The sequence below is a fragment of the Devosia sp. genome (genome assembly GCF_017307565.1).
Taxonomy (GTDB): Bacteria; Pseudomonadota; Alphaproteobacteria; order Rhizobiales; family Devosiaceae; genus Devosia.
Map to the genome: position 1 here is coordinate 1 of NZ_JAFKHD010000302.1, position 3,137 is coordinate 3,137.

1 protein-coding gene and 1 pseudogene are annotated in these 3,137 nt (G+C 62.8%); both read left to right on the plus strand.

The window, feature by feature from the left end:
- Nucleotides 1–217: 217 nt before the first annotated feature.
- Nucleotides 218–1,438, plus strand: a complete 1,221-nt coding sequence (locus J0I64_RS09000; RefSeq protein ID WP_291407306.1) for an efflux RND transporter periplasmic adaptor subunit — start codon at nt 218–220, stop codon at nt 1,436–1,438.
- A 22-nt stretch (nt 1,439–1,460) separates the two neighbouring features.
- A pseudogene (locus J0I64_RS09005) lies at nt 1,461–3,002 on the plus strand (ABC transporter permease); the annotation flags it as partial.
- Nucleotides 3,003–3,137: the final 135 nt, after the last annotated feature.

Here is a 3,137-nt window from a genome sequence, read left to right on the forward strand (position 1 = left end):
TTCCTGCGCAAAGCGGCTGGGATCGAGCAGCTGATACATTTTATGTCCTGGGAGGGTGGTCGCAAAGGGGAGGCCGGCAAGGTGGACCCGCGGGCCGGCCGCGTCAACCTTTCCAAAGTTTAAGGCAGCATTGCCAAGAGCTAACGTGAAGTCTCCCCGGAAACTCTTTAAATTTCTTCTGGAGATTCACCTAAAGGAAGTTAAGGCATTGAGACGCTTGGCGAAACTGTTTGCTGTCGTTTTGCTGATCGCCGTAAGCGGCGGGGCCGCCTGGTGGTATTTCCTCGGGAAGCCGGAGGCCAAGACTGCGCCTGACACGGTTGCTGTCAGCACCGGCGACGTCGAGACCACCGTGCTCGCTTCGGGCGTGCTGCAGGCCAGCTCGCTGGTCAGCGTCGGCGCGGAGGTTTCGGGCCGCATCGACAAGATCGACGTAACCCTCGGACAGAACGTCAAGAAGGGCGATCTCATTGCCGAGATCGACAGTCTCAACCAGGAAAATGCCATCAAGTCGGCCCAGGCGGCGCTGGCAGCCATCGAAGCGCAGAAGCGCAATCAGGAAGCGGTGCTGGTCAAGGCGGAAGCCGCGCTGGCACGCAACAAGCAGTTGAGCGTCGGCAGCCTTGTTTCCCAGACCGACCTTGATACCTCCCAGGCCGCCGTCGATCAGGCCAAGGCCCAGATCGACCAGCTGAGCGCGCAGATCGACCAGGCCAACCTGACGGTGGAATCGGCTCAGCTCAACCTTGAACGCACCAAGATCGTCGCGCCCAGCGATGGGACGGTGGTGGCGCTGCTGGTGGAAGAAGGGCAGACGCTCAACTCCAACAATACCGCGCCGACCATCGCCAAGATCGCCAATCTCGACACCATGGTCATCAAGGCCGAGATTTCGGAAGCCGACGTGGTCAAGGTCAAGCCGGGGCAGAAGGTCTACTTCACCATTCTCGGCGACCCCAACAATCGCATTCAGGCGACGCTGCGTGAGATCGAGCCGGCGCCGACTTCGATCAACAACGACACGACGACCGACACGTCCAACACGGCGATCTACTACAACGGGCTTTTCGACGTGCCCAATCCCGACCACGGCCTGCGCATTTCGATGACGGCCGAGGTCACCATCGTGCTCGCCGATGCCAAGGGCGTGCTGACGCTGCCCTCGAGCCTTGTCACCCACAAGGGGCGGGATGGCGGCATATCCGTCCTGGTCTATGATCCTTCGACCCAGGAAACGCGTCCGCGCAGCATCGAAGTCGGTCTCAACAACAACATCACCGCGCAGATCGTGTCCGGTCTCAAGGAGGGCGAGCTGGTGGTCGGCGGCAATGCTGGGGCGCTTGGCTCTCCCAATTCGCCGCGTAACCCTGGGACCGGGCAGCGCCTTGGTGGCGGACTGATCGGTGGGCCCGGCGGCTTCGGTGGCCCGGTACGGTGAGGCCGAAATGATGCACTCGTCGATGAAGGAACGCGCCGACGCGACGCTCAAGCTTTCGCCAGAGACGGCCGTGGAGGCTCCGGCGCGGAACGACGTGCCGGCGGGCGCCAAGCCCATTATCTCCATCAAGAACCTCGTCCGGCGCTTTGCGGCGGGAGCCGAGAGCGTGGCGGTGCTGCGGGGCGTCAATCTCGATATCCATCGCGGCGAAATGGTTGCCATCATAGGCCAGTCGGGCTCGGGCAAGTCGACGTTGATGAACATTCTCGGCTGTCTCGACCGCGCCAGCGAGGGCACCTATCTTTTCGACGGGCGGGATGTCAGCAAGTTCGACGCCGATGAGCTGGCGGCCCTACGGCGCGAGCATTTCGGTTTCATCTTCCAGCGCTATCAGCTGCTACCCGATCTCAACGCGGTCGAAAATGTCGAAGTGCCCGCGGTCTATGCCGGGGCTCAAGCCCAAGCGCGGCGCCAGCGCGCCACCGACCTGTTGACCCGGCTGGGGCTCGGCGAGCGTCTGCACCATCGTCCCAATGCCCTTTCGGGCGGCCAGCAGCAGCGCGTCAGCGTGGCGCGGGCGTTGATGAATGGCGGTGAGGTGATCCTTGCCGACGAGCCGACCGGTGCGCTCGACTCGCATTCGGGCAAGGAGTTGATGGCCCTGTTGCGAGAACTGCATGCGGATGGGCACACGATCATCATCGTGACCCACGATGCCAAGATTGCCGAACAGTGCCAGCGCATCATCGAGATTGCCGATGGCCAGATCATCGACGATCGCCCCAATGGCGAGCAGGACCGGGTGGCGGGCGGCATGGAAAGAGTGCGCCGCAAGCCGGGTTGGCGGCTGGGCTTAGATCGTTTTGGGGAAGCGCTGGCCATGGCCCTGCGCGCCATGGGTGCGCACAAGCTGCGCACCTTCCTCACCATGCTCGGCATCATCATCGGCATTGCCTCGGTGGTGGCCGTGGTGGCGCTGGGGCAGGGCAGCCAGCAGAGCGTGCTCGACAATATTTCGTCCATCGGCACCAATACGATCAACATCTATCCCGGCGCGAGTTTTGGGGACACACGCTCGGGGCGCGTCCGAACGCTGAAACCGACCGACGCTGACGCGCTCACGGGGCAGCCCTATGCCAACAGCGTCTCGCCGCAGGTTTCGAGCAATACGACGGTGCGTTACCGGAACACTGCTTCCAATGCCACGATAACGGGCGTCGGGACGGACTATTTCCAGGTCAATGGCCGCAGCTTTTCTTCCGGCTCAGGCTTTACGGCGACCAGCATCCAGACGCGCTCGCAGGAAGCGGTGCTCGACCAGAATGCCGTGTCCGCCATCTTCGCCAACGGCGAAGACCCGATCGGACAGGTGATCATTCTCGGCAGTGTGCCGGTGCGGGTCATCGGCGTCGTCCCCAGCCAGTCCGGTTTCGGGCCGGGCGGCAACAGCGCCAATGTCTACATGCCCTATACGGCGGTGATGGATCGCATCCTCGGGCAGTCGTACCTTTCCTCGATCGCCGTGCGCGTTTCCGACGAGTTCGACATGAGCACGGCCGAGTCAGAGATCACCGAACTGTTGACCCGACTCCACAACGGCAATCAGGATTTCTTCCTCCAGAACACCGACACGATCGTCCACAGCCGGTCCTCGTCGCGGATCGGCGGTTCCGACCAGCCGGCAAGCTGGCGGGCGGCC